Source organism: Acinetobacter sp. AR_0276 (genome assembly GCF_003000705.1).
Taxonomy (GTDB): Bacteria; Pseudomonadota; Gammaproteobacteria; order Pseudomonadales; family Moraxellaceae; genus Acinetobacter; species Acinetobacter nosocomialis.
Window position 1 is genome coordinate 3,061,648 of record NZ_PSQO01000004.1, and the last position, 19,963, is coordinate 3,081,610.

23 protein-coding genes are annotated in these 19,963 nt (G+C 38.6%); 10 read left to right on the forward strand and 13 right to left on the reverse strand.

What is annotated here, in order from left to right; all coding sequences use genetic code 11:
• Nucleotides 1-98 precede the first annotated feature (98 nt).
• Nucleotides 99-1,112, forward strand: coding sequence for an AraC family transcriptional regulator (locus tag CSB87_RS15395; RefSeq protein ID WP_004888064.1), 1,014 nt, complete (start codon nucleotides 99-101; stop codon nucleotides 1,110-1,112).
• Between the two features lie 11 nt (nucleotides 1,113-1,123).
• On the opposite strand, the gene CSB87_RS15400 is transcribed toward CSB87_RS15395, so the two are convergent.
• The 4 genes from CSB87_RS15400 to CSB87_RS15415 form a co-directional block, all read right to left on the reverse strand.
• The gene (locus tag CSB87_RS15400) at nucleotides 1,124-1,999 is read right to left on the reverse strand and encodes a class I SAM-dependent methyltransferase (protein ID WP_004888062.1); all 876 of its coding nucleotides are present in this window, start codon (nucleotides 1,997-1,999) and stop codon (nucleotides 1,124-1,126) included.
• A gap of 111 nt (nucleotides 2,000-2,110) precedes the next feature.
• Nucleotides 2,111-3,634: a flavin-containing monooxygenase gene (locus CSB87_RS15405; RefSeq protein ID WP_004888060.1), complete on the reverse strand. Its 1,524-nt coding sequence runs from the start codon at nucleotides 3,632-3,634 to the stop codon at nucleotides 2,111-2,113.
• 23 nt (nucleotides 3,635-3,657) lie between these two features.
• Nucleotides 3,658-4,491, reverse strand: coding sequence for an SDR family NAD(P)-dependent oxidoreductase (locus tag CSB87_RS15410; protein WP_002156874.1), 834 nt, complete (start codon nucleotides 4,489-4,491; stop codon nucleotides 3,658-3,660).
• A gap of 59 nt (nucleotides 4,492-4,550) precedes the next feature.
• Nucleotides 4,551-5,510 (reverse strand): metal-dependent hydrolase, encoded by a 960-nt coding sequence (locus CSB87_RS15415; RefSeq protein WP_004888059.1) that lies wholly within the window; start codon nucleotides 5,508-5,510, stop codon nucleotides 4,551-4,553.
• Nucleotides 5,511-6,034: 524 nt separating this feature from the next.
• On the opposite strand from CSB87_RS15415, the gene CSB87_RS15420 reads away from it, so the two are divergent.
• Entirely contained in the window at nucleotides 6,035-6,658 is a 624-nt protein-coding gene (locus tag CSB87_RS15420; RefSeq protein WP_002156858.1) for a TetR/AcrR family transcriptional regulator, read from the forward strand.
• A gap of 61 nt (nucleotides 6,659-6,719) precedes the next feature.
• On the opposite strand, the gene CSB87_RS15425 is transcribed toward CSB87_RS15420, so the two are convergent.
• Nucleotides 6,720-7,442, reverse strand: a complete 723-nt coding sequence (locus CSB87_RS15425; protein WP_000459994.1) for a pirin family protein — start codon at nucleotides 7,440-7,442, stop codon at nucleotides 6,720-6,722.
• Between the two features lie 511 nt (nucleotides 7,443-7,953).
• Here CSB87_RS15425 and CSB87_RS15430 point away from each other — a divergent pair.
• The 6 genes from CSB87_RS15430 to CSB87_RS15455 all read left to right on the forward strand — a co-directional run bounded on the left by CSB87_RS15430 (nucleotide 7,954) and on the right by CSB87_RS15455 (nucleotide 14,716).
• Nucleotides 7,954-8,916 (forward strand): metal-dependent hydrolase, encoded by a 963-nt coding sequence (locus CSB87_RS15430; protein ID WP_004709868.1) that lies wholly within the window; start codon nucleotides 7,954-7,956, stop codon nucleotides 8,914-8,916.
• Nucleotides 8,917-8,981: 65 nt separating this feature from the next.
• A complete protein-coding gene (locus CSB87_RS15435) occupies nucleotides 8,982-9,812 on the forward strand; it encodes an SDR family NAD(P)-dependent oxidoreductase (RefSeq protein ID WP_004709866.1) in 831 nt (276 codons plus the stop codon).
• A gap of 23 nt (nucleotides 9,813-9,835) precedes the next feature.
• On the forward strand, nucleotides 9,836-11,386 hold the full coding sequence (locus CSB87_RS15440; protein ID WP_004888056.1) for a flavin-containing monooxygenase: 1,551 nt from the start codon (nucleotides 9,836-9,838) through the stop codon (nucleotides 11,384-11,386).
• A gap of 350 nt (nucleotides 11,387-11,736) precedes the next feature.
• Nucleotides 11,737-11,964: a hypothetical protein gene (locus CSB87_RS15445; RefSeq protein WP_004709863.1), complete on the forward strand. Its 228-nt coding sequence runs from the start codon at nucleotides 11,737-11,739 to the stop codon at nucleotides 11,962-11,964.
• A gap of 322 nt (nucleotides 11,965-12,286) precedes the next feature.
• Nucleotides 12,287-13,606 carry an NCS2 family permease gene (locus CSB87_RS15450; RefSeq protein ID WP_004888055.1) on the forward strand — a complete coding sequence of 440 codons (1,320 nt, stop codon included), beginning with the start codon at nucleotides 12,287-12,289 and terminating at the stop codon, nucleotides 13,604-13,606.
• 111 nt (nucleotides 13,607-13,717) lie between these two features.
• A complete protein-coding gene (locus CSB87_RS15455) occupies nucleotides 13,718-14,716 on the forward strand; it encodes an adenosine deaminase (RefSeq protein WP_002156878.1) in 999 nt (332 codons plus the stop codon).
• A gap of 44 nt (nucleotides 14,717-14,760) precedes the next feature.
• On the opposite strand, the gene CSB87_RS15460 is transcribed toward CSB87_RS15455, so the two are convergent.
• Entirely contained in the window at nucleotides 14,761-15,318 is a 558-nt protein-coding gene (locus tag CSB87_RS15460) for a cytochrome b (RefSeq protein WP_004888054.1), read from the reverse strand.
• A gap of 240 nt (nucleotides 15,319-15,558) precedes the next feature.
• On the opposite strand from CSB87_RS15460, the gene CSB87_RS15465 reads away from it, so the two are divergent.
• Entirely contained in the window at nucleotides 15,559-15,936 is a 378-nt protein-coding gene (locus CSB87_RS15465) for a hypothetical protein (protein ID WP_002156817.1), read from the forward strand.
• A gap of 66 nt (nucleotides 15,937-16,002) precedes the next feature.
• Nucleotides 16,003-16,569, forward strand: a complete 567-nt coding sequence (gene rnhB, locus CSB87_RS15470) for a ribonuclease HII (RefSeq protein WP_000495832.1) — start codon at nucleotides 16,003-16,005, stop codon at nucleotides 16,567-16,569.
• A 69-nt stretch (nucleotides 16,570-16,638) separates the two neighbouring features.
• On the opposite strand, the gene csrA is transcribed toward rnhB, so the two are convergent.
• The 7 genes from csrA to CSB87_RS15505 form a co-directional block, all read right to left on the reverse strand.
• Complete coding sequence (csrA, locus tag CSB87_RS15475; protein WP_000906487.1) at nucleotides 16,639-16,893, reverse strand: carbon storage regulator CsrA; 255 nt, start codon at nucleotides 16,891-16,893, stop codon at nucleotides 16,639-16,641.
• Nucleotides 16,894-17,139: 246 nt separating this feature from the next.
• Nucleotides 17,140-18,420, reverse strand: coding sequence for an aspartate kinase (locus CSB87_RS15480; protein WP_001185176.1), 1,281 nt, complete (start codon nucleotides 18,418-18,420; stop codon nucleotides 17,140-17,142).
• A 209-nt stretch (nucleotides 18,421-18,629) separates the two neighbouring features.
• On the reverse strand, nucleotides 18,630-18,845 hold the full coding sequence (locus tag CSB87_RS15485) for a hypothetical protein (protein ID WP_000362184.1): 216 nt from the start codon (nucleotides 18,843-18,845) through the stop codon (nucleotides 18,630-18,632).
• A 1-nt stretch (nucleotide 18,846) separates the two neighbouring features.
• Nucleotides 18,847-19,062: a hypothetical protein gene (locus CSB87_RS15490; RefSeq protein ID WP_001292076.1), complete on the reverse strand. Its 216-nt coding sequence runs from the start codon at nucleotides 19,060-19,062 to the stop codon at nucleotides 18,847-18,849.
• Nucleotides 19,059-19,268, reverse strand: a complete 210-nt coding sequence (locus CSB87_RS15495; RefSeq protein ID WP_000028957.1) for a hypothetical protein — start codon at nucleotides 19,266-19,268, stop codon at nucleotides 19,059-19,061. The genes CSB87_RS15490 and CSB87_RS15495 overlap by 4 nt, the downstream gene beginning before the upstream one ends.
• A complete protein-coding gene (locus CSB87_RS15500) occupies nucleotides 19,265-19,714 on the reverse strand; it encodes a DUF551 domain-containing protein (RefSeq protein ID WP_000566261.1) in 450 nt (149 codons plus the stop codon). Before CSB87_RS15500 ends, CSB87_RS15495 begins: the two co-directional genes overlap by 4 nt.
• Nucleotides 19,715-19,717: 3 nt before the next feature.
• Nucleotides 19,718-19,963, reverse strand: a complete 246-nt coding sequence (locus CSB87_RS15505; RefSeq protein ID WP_106105086.1) for a hypothetical protein — start codon at nucleotides 19,961-19,963, stop codon at nucleotides 19,718-19,720.

Below are 19,963 nucleotides of genomic sequence, written 5' to 3' on the forward strand. Positions count from 1 at the left end.
AACGCAATTTCCTGTATGCAGAATAGACGTTTATTAACTTGATTTAGAGGATGGATGAGGACAAAATATTGTGATTCGAGGACATTCTGAGCGATACAGTGAAGTATGCATGGGCATTTGAACGCAGTGTACATAGTGTTCGGTTAATGGCTGATTTCGCGATGGAATCAGGCATTTCTTATCAGACGATTTTAAAAGGGACTGGACTTAGCCAACAACAATTACTTGATCCTAATATGGTGGTGACAGGCCATCAGGAATTACAGTTGATTCATAACTTGGTTGAGCAACTAGGAGACAGACCGACATTAGGCTTAGAAGTGGGCACACGCTATCATTTCACCACATTTGGGCCATTAGGCATGGCTCTGATGAGTAGCGCCAGCATTCGCGAAGCACTAGATTTGGCTTTAACCTATTTCACGTTAACTTTTGCTTTTACTCGCTTTGAGGTATCGGATACACCAGAAGGAATCCGTATCGAAATTGATGAGCAAGATATTCCCTTATCAGTTCGTCAATTCATTATTGAACGAGATGCGGCTGCGCTCATTACGGTACAGCGAGATTTGGTGCAGGATAATTTTTGCCAATATTTGGCTTTTTCTTTTCAACCTAAAGGCGATGTAGAGCCTTATCGGAATTTATTTGGGGTTATGCCGGAATTTGGCGCAGCCAAAAGTTTTGTGATTCTTGATCCGCAAAAAGTAGACCAGAAGCTACTTATGGCAAATGATCTAGTTTTACATACAGCCGAAGAACAATGTCGTCAAATATTAGAAAAACGCCAATCACAAAATAAATTTACAAACTTAGTGCAACAACAGCTAATGAGTACGCGTGGGGAAATGCCATCTATGGAAATAGTCGCTGATCGGCTGCATTTAAATACAAGAACCCTGCGCCGCCATTTGGCATTAGAGGGAATGACTTTTATCCAAATTCGTGAAGAGGTTAGACAGGTTTTAGCAGAGCAATATTTGGCGTTACCAAAAGCTTCGGTTGAGCAAATTGCCGAATGGTTAGGTTATGCAGAGCCTGCCAGCTTTATTCATGCTTATAAAAGATGGCATGGGAAAACACCTCATGCCATGCGGTTAAATAACCGATAACCCAAGTATCTTTATTTTTTTAAACGCAAATGCAATAAGCGCGTCGCTGATGTATGGCGTATATTGTCGGCACGCTTATAAAAATAACGTTCAGTAATAGCTTCACCAGACAAATCTTCAACCACTTCAAAGCCCATGTTTTTAACAGCATTGTGTAAATCTGAAGGTTTAAATTGGCCTAATAAAGGTTCTTTCAGTAAATGGGTAAACTGTGCAACACCGATACTCCCGAGTCGCTCAATGCCGTTTAGCTCCTGAAAATCGGTTGAATAGTCGAGTACTACTTCGCTACCGTTTGCAGCAAACTCAGCAATACTTTTTAAAGTTTGCAGTGTAGTATCCGGTTTTAAATAATGAGTAGTACCCAACCAAGAAAAGAAAGCCGGAGCTTTTCGTACATAGTGACTCCGGGCAAGCGCCTCAGAGATAGATTCTTTTTCAAAGTTAATAGCAACAAATTCAACAGTAGTAGGAATATTTCCTAGTTTTTTGAGTTTGGATTGTTTCGCAGCTTGAGTATCAGGATGGTCGACCTCAAAAATTTTTAAAGTTGGGTAATGTTGTGACTCACGTAATACAAAAGAGTCTAAACCCGCTCCAACCAAAACATATTGTTCAATATTGTGTTGAACAGCCTGATTAAGTAAGTCTTCAGCATAACGTGATCGGCACACAACCTGCCCACTCAATAAACCTAAGGTGCGGTTTAAAAGGGGAGAATTCATTAATTTAACAATGAGCGGAGTAGATAAAAGCTTTTTCCAACCCTTACTGGTCATTTCAAAAGCATAGGGGTCTGAAAATACAGGGTTTGTCGTATTTTTAAAGTGATTTGCGCGTAAGGCAGCGGCGGCTTCGGCAGTACGGCTTGATTGACCTTCTTTCATTTTTAACCTGTTCTTTTATTTCTTGAAGATATAATGAAAAAGGCAGTGTATTTTATCAAAAACAAAAATACACTGCCTATTACTTACAACTGATTTGGTCAAAATTACAAATTAATGTGTTTTTGACGTTTGATATATGACGTCATAATCTTTCAAATCTAGTTTTTTCAAGCGTTGTTTCAGCTTTTTCAATGACCACGGCCATGCTGCAAAGTTGCGACCGTTAGCATCAAGGTAATAACTCTTACAGCCACCACTATTAAATACAGTGGTTTGCAGATGCTTTTGTACCAAGTCGTTGTGCTTTTTAATCACATCAGACTTAACGTTTAGTTTGCTAATCCCTTTGTTTTTAATTTTTAGCAAGCCATCTACAATATAGTCGAGCTGTGCTTCTGCCAAGCCAATAAACGAGTCATAAACCAGTACGTTTGGTCCCAAAACTAAGAATGCATTTGGTACATTTTCAATGTTGGTTCCTAAGTAAGCTTCTGGTGAAGTGTTTTTCCATAAATCATTTAAACGTTGTCCTTTTTCATTAAACACACGTTTACCGATTGGCGGGTGAGATACTTCAAACCCGGTGCCCCAAATAATCACATCAACTTCGTGGCGTTCACCATTGGCAGCAATCACCGTATTTCCTTCAACCTTCACTAAACCATGTGGAATAAGCGTGGTATTCGGTGCTTGTAGTGCAGGGTAGTAATTGTTAGCAAACAAAATACGTTTACAACCAATATCAAAATTAGGCGTTACGTTTTTACGTAACTCAGGGTCTGCAATTTGAAGTTTAAGTAATTGCTTGCCGAGTACATTTACTGGTTTTAGCGCAAGTGGGTTACGTAAACCAAAGTTAATTGCATTCAACGTTAGCGCTACACTTTTACGCCAGCTTGCCTGAATCGCTGGATATTTGGCAATGACGGATTTACTCAACTCGCCCAAGTCGGTATCTGGTTTTGGCAGTACCCAAGGTGCTGTACGTTGGAACACAAATAGCTCTTTTGCTTTGGGTTGAATTTGTGGCACAAACTGAATAGCAGATGCACCAGTACCAATTACAGCAATGCGTTTTCCAGTTAAGTCATAGTCATGGTTCCATTTTGCCGAATGGAACATTTCACCAGTAAAGGTATCTAAACCTTCAAGACGTGGAATTTGTGCTTCGGTAATTGGACCTGTTGCAAAAATAACAGTTCGCGATAGATATTGACCACTAGTTGTATCAAGTACCCATAAATGGCGTGTTTCGTCCCAAGCAGCATTGAGCAGTTCGTTGTTAAACTCAATTTTAGACGTGATATTAAACTCGTTACTTACATCTTCTAAGTAACTTAAAATTTCCGGTTGGCGTGCAAATAAGTGACTCCATTTTGCACTTGGGGCAAACGAGTATGAATACAGAGCTGAAGGTACATCGCAGCCACAGCCCGGATACGTGTTTTCACGCCAAGTACCACCTACACGTGCTGCTTTTTCAATAATTTTGTAGTTGGTATAGCCCACTTGGTCGAGACGAATTGCTGCGGCAATACCGGAAATTCCGGCACCCACAATAAAGGTATCGTAAATATGGCTAGGCGAATTGACAGCTTTTTTTGCTGATGTATTTGTTTTCATTTGAGCAGTCATATGGGTACTACCTATAAAATTTCTTATTTAAATAATTTGTACGATGTACCAAGGAATTTGGTATACAAGCTTGGAGATGCACGTTTCATGAGCCAGAACAACTTCGCGTCGATTTGAGGAATGGTATAAAGCTCATCCTGATCAAGACGGTTAAGTGTGAGTTTGGCGACATCGTCACTTGTGGTGAGTGCGTAGTTCATGAGTGCATGGTCTGCAAGCTTGGAATAGCGGCCCGGAATACGACCATTTTTAATGATATTGGTGGGTACCAAAGTCGGGCAGAGCACATTGACTTTAATGTTAAATTTACGAAGTTCAGCCGAAAGTGTTTCAGACAGCGCACGAACACCCGCTTTCGTTACGTTATAAGCAGTCATTTCTGGAGCAGCCGTGTACGATGCCGCCGAAGCCACATTAATAATCGCGCCATAACCTAGTTTTTTGAACTTTGGCACAAATGCATGACAACCATGAATAACGCCCCAAAGGTTAATATTCATGACCCAGTTCCAGTCTTCTAGACTGAGTTCGTCAAACTTACCGCCTAATCCCACACCTGCATTATTAATGACAAGGGTCACAGGGTGACCAAGTAAAATTTCAGCAGTTTCAGCTAGGTGGTTCACTTGTTCTGCATTACCCACATCGCAGCGCATGGCAAAAGCTTTTGCGCCTTCTTGTTCAAGAAGCTTTACCGTTTCTTCTGCGGCTTCTAAATTAATATCTGCACACACTACGCTACCACCACGTTTTGCCAGTTCAAGTGCAAAACTCCGCCCAATTCCACTGCCTGCGCCAGTCACAACGGCATAAGCTTTTTGGCTTGGTTTAACTTTCTTTTTACCAAATAAAATCATGATTCATCCCGAAATAGATTTAAGGAAAACCAGCCATTGAGTGACTGGTTGCAAGCCAGTTAAGACAAGCGTACAGGCGGAGTAAATTCCTTCACAAAGTAAGGCGCAATTGCACCTCCTTCCTTCAGTAATTTGTCTTTGTAGTACTCTAGATATTCAGTGGTATCATGATCATTTGGGTGGAAGTCAGGGCGTAAGTAATCGAAAATCTGGCCAATCGTGCTACCGAATACGCCATCTTTTGGACCAAAGATAAGTCCGACACCACGGCGAGCGTCTTTCCAGAATTTTCTAGTCAGCATTTCCTGTGGTTTTCTTAAAACAGGAATAAACAAGGTAGTTGCTGGGATTAGACCTAAAATAGTAAAGAAAGCTAAGAAGAAGCCAGAAGCTCGTAGTGGGTAGCTACCATTGAGTAATTGATAAACATCATAGGCAATATCTTTATGCTCAGATTCTTCAAGCATATGCCACATCCATAGCGCACGGCTTTTGGCATCGTCTGAATAGTAGAAATTCTTCTCATGTTTCATCATGTATTCGGCAAGTACAGCCGTAAAATGCTCAATACCAGCCATCATTGATAATTTAAGCGGTTGCGGAAATTTCAAAAACACATATTTAAAGAAGTTCTCGCCCAAGAAACGGTATAAATCGACCGGATATTCAACATCTTTAAGTGCATCGTTATATTCATTATGCAACTTAGAGTGAATCGCTTCTTGACCAATAAGGGAAGTAACACGCTGTTTTAACACTGGGTCTTGAATAAATTCACGGTGGTGACGGGCAGTCTCGATCACCAAATCTTCACCATAGGTTAGAAATACTGAAAGCGTAGCAAAAAACAAGGTGGCAAATTGATTGTTCATATAGAATTCAACATCAATCTCTTTACCATCAAACCCGATATTTAAATGACGGATTGGAATAGATCCTTTACTGGCAAAATCTGGTAACTCGATTTCACGGTAAAATTTGAGTTTGTTTAGTGATTTTTTAACTGTGGTCGAGATCATGGCGACACCTTCAGATCAATCAGTGATAGTGCAGCTACGTCGAAAACCAAAAGCTTTGATTTCCAACAGGGCACTGTAAATTCCATTTTCAAAAAGCATTTTGTCTGCTTACTGACTACGGTGATGTTGCTCCGTTATTTGTTTGATTATTTGACTGAATAACGGAAAAAGAGGGGAACTTGATAAAATGAATCAACCTCTTTTTGGATTTTTTCATGTTAATCTGAGTTTATGTTCGGATTCAATTCGGGTAACTTTTTAAGTTTTATAAGCTCCCATCTAATGCATGAATAGAATAAAAAAATAGTTTTTTAATTTATTAATATATTGATTTTTATTTAAATAATTTAAATTTATTTAAAAATAATTACCTAATAATAAAAGAGCTCATAAGTATGTTTAGCCATGCTCCTATAAAAATTACTCTATGAAATTTGACAACTATTCGGATTTTGTTTTTTTATTAGGGTGGGGCTAAATTACATGCTAACCTGAGCTTATGTTCGGATTATTAATAAGAAAATATGTCTACGCGAAAACCCCGTCAGGCACGAGCCAAAGTCACGGTCGATACCATTATTGAAGCAGGTTTTATTGCCGTAGCTTTGCATGGACCAAGTGGTACCACCACACGTCATATTGCGGAAATTGCAGGGGTGAGTGTGGGGTCTCTCTATGAGTATTTTAAAAATAAAGAAGAAATTTATGATGCGATGAATCACTACTTTGTGAGTGAAATTCTCGACATGATTAAAGAGCTAACCCCTACAATTTTAGAGTTGGAATTAGAGCCTGTCATTGAAATGATTTTTTATACGTTCAGTGATTTATTAAAGAAAAATAATGACCGTTACTTAACCGTTTTACGTTACGCAGGTGAGTTGCAATACGACAAATATATTCCAAAAATTGAACAGGCTTTAATGGAAGTCATCATGAAATATATGATGCATAATCCTAAATATTTAAAAATTAATAATTTACCTGTAATTACCTATATTTGTATTAATAGCGGTATTTTTAACGTAGCAAGGCATCTTATTTTACCTAACCCATTTATTAGTTTTGATGAAATGGTGCAAGGGTTAACAACTATGATCATGAGTTATATCAACACTGAAATGGCACGCTCGGAAGACCATTCATAATTTTTCTTTTTAATAAACATAAAAAAACACCTGCGTATATTTCGCAGGTGTTTTTTGTTGATTATGGCATGGTTGGAATTTCTTCCGGACGCATATCAAAAATCAGAATTTCGGCGTTGTCACCATTAGTAAATGATAACTTGCCTCCATCACGAATTCGTGCAGCATCACCTGTATTAAAGGTTTTACCGTTTACATCAATACGGCCTTTTGCCACATGTAGGTAAACATAACGACCTTCTGGAATTGCAAATTCTGCTGTTTCTTCACCATCAAAAAGACCTGAATAAATATTAATATCTTGTTTGATGGATAAAGTTTTTTCGCCACCTTTTGGTGAAATCATCAAGTGCAATTTACCGCGTTTGTCTTCCTCGGAAATATGCAATTGTTGATAGCCTGGTGTTGTGTTCACTTCATTTGGAACCACCCAAATTTGCAAGAAGTGCACGTTTTCTTGAGCAGAGTGATTAAATTCACTATGTGCAACCCCACGGCCTGCGCTCATTAACTGAATATCACCAGGCACAATAACCGAACCTGTACCCATTGAATCTTTATGTTCTAACGCACCTTCAAGCACATAAGAAATAATTTCCATGTTACGGTGAGGGTGAGTACCAAAGCCTTTTGATGGAGCAACCGTATCGTCATTAATCACAAGCAAATCTGAAAAGCCGACTTGTTTCGGGTCCCAATAATTTGCAAATGAAAACGTGTGTTTTGACTGTAACCAGCCATGATGTGCTGCACCACGCTCATGAGATAAACGCATATCAAACATGATTTATTCTCCTCATCCAATTTTTTTCTCTGAATGCAGTTTATCGTTTTCATTTATGCAATAAAGCTCTAAAAACAGAAAGCTTAGTGTGATTTTTGGAACGCTGAAATTTTGATATGAGATGCGAGGAAGGGTAGGCATAATATTTCATTTTTTATCTTTTAAAGCCATATTTTTATCATTTTAGGACAAATGTATTTTATTTAAATAATTATGAATAAGAGTAGGTTATATAAGTTGTTTGAAATAATCAAAAAATATTTAAGTTGGCAAAAAGTTTCAAAGTAGGTTGGCTTTTTTTGTCCTTGTTCGAGTGGTACATCAAGCGCACTATTTAATCTGATTTGGTGAACTTAACAACACTTAGGTTCATAAAACATGGCAAGGCAGATGTATTCGAGCAAATTTTTGTTCTAGAGCAGTTAAAGATTGCAAGAAATAATCTAAAGACAACTTTACCTGTTTGATTCGACGCTGCCTTGTATTTAACAAATTTTATAGGGTGTCAAAAATGGTCGCTCAAGCTATCCGAAATATTATTTCTCCTAAATCAGTTATAGCTCAGTATCAAAAGATAGATTTCTCAAATAAAGGAACTATCCCAATTCGCCATTTAAATATCGGATTTGATGGTAAAGAAATTGATATCGAGTTTTACGTCAACAACCAGTTTGCAACATTGTTCTTTGCAACGCTTTCGGTTTTCTTGACCTATGGTGAAGATTTGGTGATTGAAACAGCTCGTCACCACCGTGAATTTATTCAAGACCCGATTTTAAAACAGCGAGTTACTTCCCTTATTGGTCAAGAAGCCATCCATTCAAAATTGCATAATGAGTTCAATGATGCAATTAAAGAGCTGGAATATCCGGTCGATTTTTATCGTTTCTTAGGTGAAAACTTCTTTAAATATGTGTTTTTAAAATTCCCACAGCCGTTAAAGCTTTCACTTATGGCGGGTATTGAGCACTTTACGGCAGTACTTGCCGAATACATGATGAAGCATGAAAAGAATTTCTATTATACCGACGATGCCAAAAGCCGTGCTTTATGGATGTGGCATATGCTTGAAGAATCTGAGCATAAAGATATTGCTTATGATGTCTATCAGGTTTTAAACGGTAATTATCCGTTACGTGCAACCGGCTTTTTAATGGCTTTCATCACTATTTTAGGACTTATTCCAACAGCAACTTTATTTGTACCCGTACTACGTAAACCACAAGAAATGCTAACTAAGAAATTCTGGAAAGATGCACGTCGTGGCGTCAACTTAATTTTTAGTCCAAAAGATGGTGTATTTGGTAGCACTATTGGCCAGATTTTTGATTACTTACGTCCTAACTTCCACCCAAATGATCATGACACGACCGAATACCTTGAGTACTACAAAAACAAATTACTTAACGAGGGCGGTGCTATAGCGCCTTACTTTGTGAAGGAATTTACACCACCAGTTCGTGCAGTTTCATAAGCGTATTAGTCATGGCAGTAATACGAAAATTACTGCCGTCTACCTAAAGTTTTTTAGGATTTACTATGATTTTATTTGGTAAGAAAGACCAGCCTAGCCGAAACGCATATGCGGTCGTAACTGGGGCAGGCAGTGGAATTGGTCGTAGCTTTGCAGTTGAACTAGCGAAGCGCGGTGGCAACGTAGTATGTGCAGATATTAATTTAGAAGCTGCAAAAGAAACTGTAAAGTTAATTGAACAGCTTGGACAAAAAGCATTTGCAGTCCAGTGTGATGTTGGGCAAGCAGAACAAGTACAGGCTTTGGCTGATCAAGCAGAACAGTTACTTGATCATCCAGTAACACTCATCATTAATAATGCCGGCGTAGGGCTAGGCGGCAAATTTGATGAAATGAGTTTGGAAGACTGGAAATGGTGTATGCATGTAAACCTATGGGGTGTTATTCATGGTTGTCATGCATTTGTGCCAAAGCTCAAAAAACTAGGTTACGGTGCAATTATTAATGTAGCTTCTGCGGCGTCTTATACCGCAGCACCAGAAATGAGTGTCTACAATGTAACGAAAGCCGGTGTATTGGCATTATCAGAAACCCTTTCAGCCGAGCTACGCAAATTCAATATTAAGGTCAATGTGCTGTGCCCAACTTTGGTACCTACCAATATCATTAAAAATGGTCGGATTCCGGGCCGTTATTCCAAGCTTGCAGACCATGCACTCATGAACTATGCCATGACAACCAGTGACGCAGTTGCGGCTTTAACATTGAATCGATTAGATCGAGGGCAGCTGTATACCACGCCACAGATCGACGCCAAATTATTCTGGCTTATGAAAAGAACGTCTCCAACCCTATATGCAAAGTTCCTTGGGCTTTCGTATCAGCTATTTAAATAAAATTTTGTATAGGCAGAAAAATTATGGTCACTAAACCTAGAACAAATACACGCACACGTAAAACCCAAGAAGTTGCACATGTTTATGACACTTTTATTGTCGGTGCAGGTATTTCTGGCTTAGCTGCAGCAATTAAGCTAAACGAAGCAGGCTTAACCAATTTTAAAATTATTGAAAAAGCCAGCCGCGTCGGTGGCACTTGGCGTGAAAATACCTATCCGGGCTGTGGTTGTGATGTACCGTCGTCACTTTATTCTTACTCCTTTGCCCCAAGTGCAAAATGGAGCCATTTATTTGCACGCCAACCGGAAATTTTAAGTTATTTAGAAGATGTTAGTCGTGAGTTTGATATTGAGTCCTTAATCGAATTCAATACCGAATTATTAAAAGCAGAGTGGGATAACCAAAAAAATATCTGGAAGCTAGAGACAAGCTCTGGTTTGTATATCGCTAAAACAGTTTTATTTGCTACAGGTCCAATTACCGAAGCACAAATTCCACGTCTTGAAGGTTTAGATACCTTTACTGGTGAAATGTTCCATTCGGCAAAATGGAACCATGACTATGACTTAACTGGAAAACGCATTGCTGTAATTGGTACTGGTGCATCTGCTATTCAGTTTGTGCCACAAATTCAACCTAAAGCCAAAGAGTTGTTTGTATTCCAACGTACAGCACCTTGGGTACTACCGAAGCCCGATACGGACTTGGGCGAGTTGAGTAAATCTGTCATTGCCAAATATCCAGCTATTCAAGCGACTTGGCGACAGACTGTGGCGGGTACTTTAAATGTCATTAATTTTGGCCTACGCAACCCAAAAGCTTTAAAGCCTGTCAATTTTGCTGCAAAACAATTGTTAAAGCTGCAAATCAAAGATCCAGTCTTGCGTAAAAACGTAACGCCTAATTTCGATATTGGCTGTAAGCGTATTTTGTTTGCCAATAACTATTATCCAGCGTTACAGGCACCTAACACTACGCTTATTCCACATGGTCTAGTTAAAGTCGAAGGCAATACGGTGATTGCAGCTAATGGTGAACGCCACGAAGTTGATGTGATTATTTGGGGTACTGGATTTGAAGTGTCTCATCCCCCTATTGGTAAACGTGTACATAACGAAAAAGGGGAATGTTTGGCTGAGCTTTGGAAAGACTCCTCACCAGAAGCTTATTTAGGAACCAATATTGAAAATGTACCTAATGCATTTCTTATGCTTGGGCCAAATGTTTTGGTCTATGACTCATTTATTGGTCTTGCCGAAGCACAACTGCAATATATTATAGATGGTTTGCTACAAATGAAGGCAAAAGGTATTGCTAAGCTTTCAGTGAAATCAGAAGTGATTAAAAAGCACAACGACTTGGTACAAAAACATCTACAAACCACAGTATTCAATAGCGGGGGATGTAAAAGTTACTATCTCGATGCAAATGGTCGCAACTTCGCGGCATGGCCATGGTCGTTAAAAAAGCTTAAACAGCGTTTACATCATTTAAAGTTAGAAGAATATGATGTGGTTTATGAAGCTGATTTGATAAAAGCAAAACCTAAAGCTGAAGAAGTTGCTGGTTAATGACTTTATAAAAGCCCATTTTAATTTATTGAAATGGGCTTTTTATTATTGAACGGATTGAACAATAATTTAATGAAGTTAAATTGAAAAATAAATTTAAATATACTTAAAAATAAAAGTAGGTGAATAAGGCTATATAAGTTTTTGTTAAAAAAATATAGTTATTTTTAAAAATGAATTTTTAAGTGAAAAGTATTATTTTTACTCTTTTTTAAAATTGCAAATTAGAAAACATTTTTTATATCAATAGATTGAGTGATTAATAATTATTGTAAATAAATGTGAAAATATTCACAAACTGGTTATTTTTTGTTAAGATCATTAACATTAAAAACATAGAGATAATAATAATGATCAATAAAGTATTAATAGTGTTGTGTGTGAGTATCGTGTTTGTACTAGGGTACTGGGCGTATTTAGATACCCAAAATAAAAGACATCAAGAGCTCATGAGGATTATTCAGGAAGCTGAAAAAAATTTGCAAACAATTGAGCGAAATCCTAATCGTATTAGTCATAGCAATTTAGCTTCATATAATTTGCAAAAATATATCAGCGATAAAAAAGTGTTTTTCTAAGCAAAGTAGTCATTATTATTTGATTTAAAAACTGTGCCATTGATCATATCTTTTCATAAATTTTGATCATGTTGCTTTTGAATCTGTTAAACTTATTGAACGTATAGTAAAAAAGCTGCATAGGGGTTATGCAGCTTTTTTGTGTTTCAAGAGGGGCTGTGGCTATTTTCTGTGTATGACAGCAGAAATCGAATGAGTGGCATATTTGTTGCTTCGTCTATTGAAGATTTTTGTCTAGAGATCTGATCAGAAAAACAAGATTGCTCAGATACCTACATAGAAGTACATATTCCACAGCTCAGATTTTGCATAGAGGCTACTTATGGCGGCGCCCAATTCTTCGGCAGGCTGGTTAGAGCGTTTATTTAAGTTAAGCGACAATAAAACCACGTTTCGAACAGAAGTTCTTGCTGGTGTAACTACGTTTTTAACGATGTGTTACATCATCATTGTCAATCCACTCATTTTATCTGAAACCGGCATGGATCATGGCGCCGTATTCGTTGCGACCTGTTTGGCAGCAGCAATCGGTTGTTTAGTGATGGGTATTATTGCCAATTATCCAATCGCCTTAGCACCGGGCATGGGGCTTAATGCTTATTTTACCTATTCGGTATGTATGGGTATGGGGGTGCCATGGCAGACAGCTTTAGCTGCTGTTTTTGTTTCAGGCGTTGTATTTCTTGCAATCAGCTTCTTTAAAGTTCGTGAAGCGATTGTTAATGCAATTCCAATGTCGCTTAAATTTGCGATAGGTGGTGGTATTGGCTTATTCCTGGCGCTTATTGCGCTAAAAAATGCCGGAATTATTGTTGCAAATAAAGCAACATTAGTGGGTTTGGGCGATATTAAACAACCTACTGTACTACTGGCTTTATTTGGCTTTTTACTTATTGTTGTTTTACATCAGCTTAAAGTCCGTGGTGCCATCATTATTAGTATTTTGGTGGTGACAGCAATTGCGACTGCTTTAGGTTTAAATGAATTTAAAGGTGTAGTAGGGCAGATTCCTTCAATTGCACCAACATTTATGCAAATGGACTTTAAAGGTCTGTTTACTGCAAGTATGGTGGGTGTGATCTTTGTATTCTTTATTGTTGACTTGTTTGACAGTACGGGTACTTTGGTAGGTGTTTCACACCGTGCGGGCCTTTTAAAAGATGGTAAATTGCCACGTTTGAAAAAAGCACTATTTGCTGACTCTACTGCAATTGTTGCTGGCGCAGCATTGGGTACATCATCAACTACGCCATATATTGAATCGGCTTCAGGTGTAGCAGCAGGTGGACGTACAGGTTTAACTGCAGTAGTGGTCGCTTTCTTATTTATTTGCTGTTTATTCTTGGCACCTCTTGCTCAATCTGTGCCAGGTTTTGCAACAGCTCCAGCTTTGTTGTTCATTGGTGTACTCATGATCCAAGGGATCACGCACATTGATTGGGATGATATTACAGAAGCTGTTCCAGCCTTTTTAACGATTGTATTTATGCCATTTGCGTACTCAATTGCAGATGGTATTGCTATGGGCTTCATCAGCTATGCATTAGTTAAATTATTCACAGGTAAGGCAAAAACTGTTCCATACATGGTATGGATTATTGCTGCTCTTTGGGTATTTAAATTTATCGCTTTTGGCGGTTAATATGATTTTTCATAATTTCCTTCTAGAACTATTTTATTGATAGAGATATAAGAAGGAAATTATAGAAGGGTGTGCTTACCACACCCTTTTTTCTTTAGATGTGGAGTTAATATGAATCAAGTCGAGCTGATTCAGGCCTTACCAAAAGCCGAGTTGCATGTGCATATTGAAGGGACGTTTGAACCTGAATTAATGTTTGCTATTGCACAGCGTAATCAGATTCAGATTCCTTACAAATCTGTTGAAGAAGTAAAGCAAGCTTATAACTTTCATAATCTTCAATCATTTTTAGATATTTACTATGCTGGTGCAAATGTTCTTGTTCATGAGCAAGATTTTTATGATTTAGCATGGGCATATTTTGAGAAATGTGCAGAAGATCGTGTCGTTCATACAGAAATGTTCTTCGACCCGCAAACTCATACCGACCGTGGTATTGCGTTTGCAACGGTGATCAATGGGCTTAAACGTGCATGTGCTGACGCAAAAACCAAATTTGGTATTAGCTCTCAGCTTATTATGTGTTTCTTGCGCCATTTAAGCGAAGAAGCTGCATTTGAAACGCTTGAGCAAGCTTTACCGTTTAAAGAAGACATTATTGCTGTTGGACTTGATTCAAGTGAAGTAGGCCATCCACCAGCTAAGTTTGAACGTGTTTTTGCTAAGGCACGTGAGGAAGGTTTCTTAATCGTGGCTCACGCAGGCGAAGAAGGCCCACCTGAATATGTATGGGAAGCTTTAGACTTGCTCAAAGTAAACCGTATTGATCACGGCGTGCGTTCTGAAGAAGACGAACAATTAATGGCTCGTCTAATTAATGAAAAAATGCCATTAACGGTTTGTCCTTTAAGTAACTTAAAGCTATGTGTCGTTAAGGATATGAAAGATCACAACATCCGCCGTCTTTTACAAAAAGGCGTACATGTGACTGTTAACTCGGATGATCCTTCATATTTTGGCGGTTATATGAATGATAACTTTATTGCTATTCAGCAGGCCTTAGATTTAAGTAATGATGAGTTGAAGCAACTCGCAATTAACTCTTTTGAAGCCTCTTTCATCTCAGATGAAGAGAAACAAAAGTGGATTTCAGAAATTCAGAAAATCTAAATAAAAAAACCGCCTGTGATAGGCGGTTTTTTTTAACATAGAATTTATTTAGGTTGTTTAGTCATACTATTTAAAACATTATCTTTATCCACAAAGTGATGTTTTAAAGCTGCCAGAACATGTCCAACAATAAGTAAACCTGCAAACCATGAAATATAGATATGCAATGGTTTAACAATCGCTAATATCTCGGGGTTATCTTGTACTAAACGTGGAATTTCAAATAAATATAAAACAGGGGCAGGATGACCAGCACTCCAGCTAAATAAACATCCTGTCACAGGTAAAGCCACTAAAATCACATAAAGCAATAAATGTCCGATGTGAGCTAGGGTTTTCATAGTGGGTGACATGGTGTCAGGCAGCTGTGGGGCTGGGTGGGTGTAACGCCAGAAAAGGCGAATAACTACTAGAAAAATAATGGTTGTGGCAATGTTTTTATGTAGTGTAATGACATCACCTTTAAAGCTACCATCAGCATCGTAACTTAAAAAGTTTCCACTATAAAAGCCAATCACCCAAGCGGTAATGAAAATGATTGCCATGACCCAATGCAGAATCTGTGCAGTACGGTTGTAGTATTGAGAGGATGAGGCAGGCATAAAAGACCCTATTTTTTTGTCATTTTAGTGCTAGATTTTATGAGAAAGGGTTGATTTTGAGAAATGTTGTTCTCGTAACGGAGCGTGCTATAAACAGAACGCTTTAATTGAAGAAACATAGTCAACTTGAGTTGGAAAATAACAGAGTTAGATTGCACAAATGCATCAATTTATTTGTTTCTTCTAAGCACAAGTTTAGGCAAAATACGCGCTGCTTACGTTCGATCAAAGGAAAAAATGATGAAAAAATTGATGCTTGCTATGGCACCAGTTGTTTTAGCTTTAACGGCATGTGCGACCACGCCTGGTGCAGGTTCTACAGAAACAGCAACTCAACAGTTAGGCATGACTGCATTAAAAGTGGCTGTAAACGCGAAATGTATTACAGAAATTAATAATGTTGCTGCATGGAAAACAGCAACCAAGCTTATGACTGCTGAACAACGTGATAGTATTCAAACTAATGTTTGTGGTTGCGTAAGTGAAAAGGCACCAAACAGTGTTACAGCAGTTGATTTGGCTACTGCTGCACTTGACCCTGCGGCACGTGCAACAGTTGTAAATCAGGTTGTCTCTAATACTGTAAACGCTTGTGTAGCAGAAGCTTTGCAAAAGTAATTAATAATTTGAGTTTCAAAGAAGGCTGACTCATATTGATCGGCCTCTTTTTTTATTGGAGTATACATGTTTGTTGCAGGCGTAGATGAGGCGGGGCGAGGCCCACTAGTGGGTTCAGTTGTTGCTGCAGCTGTTATTTTAGATCCGAACAATCCAATTTTAGGTTTGAATGATTCTAAAAAATTAACTGAAAAGAAACGTGAAAAGTTGTTTATCGAAATTCAGGAAAAAGCTTTGGCATGGTCAATAGCAGAAGCTACCCATGCAGAGATTGATGAGCTGAATATCTTGCAAGCAACTTTTTTGGCTATGCAACGTGCCGTGGATGGTCTAAAAACACAGCCTCAAAAAGTCATTGTAGATGGCAACCAAATTCCAAAAGGCATCATTATTCCTTGTGAAGCGATTGTCGGAGGGGATGCGAGCCATGCCGAGATTAGTGCAGCGAGTATCTTGGCAAAAGTCACACGTGATCGACAAATGGCAGAATTAGATCAGCAATATCCATTATTTGGTTTTGCCAAACATAAGGGTTATCCAACTAAAGCGCATTTTGAAGCGATTGCAGCTCACGGGGTAATCGATCAGCATCGTCGTAGTTATGCACCTGTAAAACGTGCATTAGGGCTATAAATTTATATACTCCCAAAAAATTTAAAGCGACTATAAAGTCGCTTTAATTAGGGAGAGAATAACTTCATACTAACGATTGAAGTTTTTCTGTGCATAATTATCATCTTCATATGAAACTTGATAATCTTGATCAAGATGTTGAAGGTGTTCATGCATTGCACGTTCATGTTGAATACGTTGATAAATTTCTTCGCGATGAACAGAAACCTCTTTTGGCGCATTCACACCAATTCGAACCTGGTTTCCTTTGACGCCAAGCACAGTAACACTGACTTGATCCCCAATCATTAATGTTTCCCCGACACGGCGGGTCAGAATCAGCATGTTTATCTCCTTGCTAAACGCTTAAAACTGCAATATTGGTACCCAAATAAAAAGCTCAACCTCAGTTTTCAGTCAGATTCTAACAGAAATATGAGAACAAAGTCATATTTTGATAATCTCTGCCAAAAAACTTTCCGTTTAATATAACAGAGCCGCTATAAAAAAAACTATAGCGGCTCTGTGTTTTCTTTGATTATTGTCGGACAAGTAAACATTTTTTAATGAATTCTTGACCGGTTGGTAAAATTAAGCGCGGGCGCTGCTTTCACCGTGTTCGCGATCTAAACCAAAAGCGGTATGTAGGCAACGAACTGCAAGTTCAAGATATTTCTCATCAATGATGACAGACACCTTAATTTCAGATGTTGAGATCATAAGGATATTAATACCTTCGTCTGCGAGGGCAGTAAACATCTTGCTTGCTACACCAGCGTGTGAGCGCATACCCACACCAACAATTGAAACTTTTACAATATCGTCACGTGTTGAAACTTCGCGTGCACCAATATTTTTGGCAGTTTCATTTAAGATTTTTTCAGCTTTCGCTAAATCAACACGGTTTACAGTAAACGTAAAATCTGTTGTGCCATCTTCTTCAACATTTTGGACTATCATGTCCACTTCAATGTTGGCATCACTTACTGGTGATAAAATTTTAGAAGCAATACCTGGTTCATCAGGTACACCTAAAATCGTTAATTTTGCTTCGTCACGGTTAAAAGCAATACCTGCAATGATTGGCTGTTCCATAGTGTCTTCTGCCTCAGTAGTAATGAGTGTACCTACATTTTCTTTAAATTCGTCGTCAAATGCGCCGTCGTCATCATTATCAAAGCTTGATAATACGCGTAAAGGAACTTGATATTTTCCGGCAAATTCTACTGAGCGAATTTGTAAAACTTTTGAACCTAATGATGCCATTTCTAGCATTTCTTCAAAAGAAATACGATCAATTTTCTTCGCTTTAGGAGCAACACGAGGATCTGTAGTGTAAACACCATCAACGTCAGTATAGATTTGGCATTCATCTGCTTTAAGTGCAGCAGCAATCGCAACACCAGAAGTATCTGAACCACCACGTCCTAGAGTAGTTGTGTTTCCATTAGCGTCAAAGCCTTGGAAGCCTGCAACTACAATAACACGGCCTGCATCTAGGTCATTGGTCATGACATCTGTGTCAATCGACTCAATACGCGCCTTGGTAAATGCACTGTCAGTTTTAATACCGACTTGACGTCCGGTATAGGATTTAGCTTCCACACCAATCGAATTAAGTGCCATAGCTAACATGGAAATCGTCACCTGTTCACCGGTTGAAACCATTTGGTCTAACTCGCGTGGGTCAGGTGTTTCGGTAATGGCTTTAGCGAGGGCAAGTAAGCGGTTTGTTTCACCACTCATTGCAGATACGACCACAACAACCTTGTGACCGTGATCATGCCAACGCTTCACACGACGAGCAACATTTAAAATGCGCTCGGGGGTACCCATAGAAGTACCGCCATATTTTTGAACGATTAATGCCATATCGCCTAAACCCTTATAATTAAACGGGAAAAGTATATTCTTGCTTCCTTGGTTTCATTATATGTACACCATTATGTACATAAATGAAATTGCTGAGTTTATCTAGCAAGCCGTGATTCGGCGGACAGTATATAGTAACGTAAATATGCTAACAATCATTGATCTGGACTAATTTCATCAAGTTTGCTGATTGTTAGCTTCGGTACAACTTATATAGCTTTTTTTAGTTGCTTCTTTTGCTGGCATTCTTCCTCCCACTTCATTACATCAGTAGCGAGGTATCTTTTCATTGTTCCGCCCTCAGAACTTAATGCCGGGGCTGGGAATGGAATCCCCCAAGGTGTGTTAATTTCCCACCGATTAAGTGTGCGTTTAGTAATATGAAACATCTCACACACATTGTTAGATGTCAGATATTTATCCACATTAGCCCTCCTTACTTTCCGCTTTAACTTCTTTCAGTGATTCAATTGACTTAATCCAACTTAAAATGTGTGGCTTAGTTATTTCATCCTGACCGTGAAACCAGTAGAACTTTTTTTCTTTTTCAAGAACGTAATAAGGTTCACCAGATCCATTAGGCACAAGAAAATAATGGGTAGCATCTTTGGGTGCTGATTCAAGTATTTCTAATTCACTCATCCCTCAGCTCCCGATTCAATATCCAACTTCATTGCACCTTCTTCTGGATATTCGGTCATCCAAAAGTAATAGCCTTTTCCACTGTGGCCATCTTCAAAGAATTTAATTGTTAGTTCAGTATCAAGTTGATCTAAATCTTTCTCACCATCTGGATTTACAAATTCGAGAAGGCTTTTTAGTTGATGACCGCTAAGTGTTATGCTCATTGTTCAGCTCCCGATACGTTTGGCACACTATGAAAATGCATCCAATGTGAAGGTGGATCATTTTGATAGTTTGCCCATACGCTATTTAAATCCTCATCAATAGTCATATAGTCTTGTTCTGGGGTGACATCAGGAGCATCTGCCCAACAAATAAGTACCATTATGTCAGTAGGTGGCAATTCATCATTCACGCTAATCCACGTTGGAACTTTGGATTTCATGAAATTCACGGCTTTTTTCCACATTGCCCAACCACTATTTACACGATGGTAAATATCAAAAAGGTCTTCTTCACTTAGATCAGTTTTGACGCCTTCAGCAATATCAAAACAACCAGCATTCATATCAAATTCGAGCACATCTAGATGTCCGGGAATCCAATATTTTTCTTTAAAGAAAGGTAATTGTTCAGACCAAAAAGCTTGTTTTGTTTTTAAATCAATCATTTCCTACGCCCTCAAATATTCTTCTTTAGTCCACTCAACAAACTCTTTATAAAGTTGCTGAGCAGGTTTATTTAATCGGTTGTGATAGTCGATCGTTATGCGGCGCCAAGCGACTGGTACCGCATAATGCTTGGTTAGAAACATTGCTTGATCCATGCCTTGCCGGACTATTACATAGCCCAGCAATTGCAAGTAGTACATAAAACCAAGCATGTGTTTTTGGCCCACTTTCTTGTACTGATCTTTCAT